This is a genomic window from Idiomarina xiamenensis 10-D-4 (genome assembly GCF_000299895.1).
Taxonomy (GTDB): domain Bacteria; phylum Pseudomonadota; class Gammaproteobacteria; order Enterobacterales; family Alteromonadaceae; genus Idiomarina; species Idiomarina xiamenensis.
In genome coordinates, this window is record NZ_AMRG01000064.1 from 1 (window position 1) to 341 (window position 341).

Sequence of the window (341 nt, forward strand, 5' to 3'; positions counted from 1 at the left end):
TTGCGCGTTGTCTTGCGTCGATACCGAGATGGTGGTTGCAGCAAAGATGTCAGCAAAACCATCACCAGCATTGACCGAGCCCGCCAATGCCGAGAAAGCATTACCGGTTACAGCAGATGCTACGCTAGCGATACCCGATAAGGTAAAGCCACCGTCAGCAGTCAGCGTGTTAGTGGTAGCACCAACCGTTTGCATGCTGAAACTGATGGTTTGGTTAGCATCAGCACCGACTTGGAAGCTCGCTTGATAGCTGCCATCCAGCAAGTTCTGACCACCGAAAGTGGTGTCAGACGCGATGCGGTTGACTTCTTCCATCATGACGCGGATTTCTTCTTGAATCG

Annotated in this window: 1 pseudogene; it reads right to left on the minus strand. The window is 51.9% G+C overall.

From position 1 onward, the window contains the following. Positions 1–341, minus strand: a pseudogene (locus A10D4_RS14235) (flagellin); the annotation flags it as partial.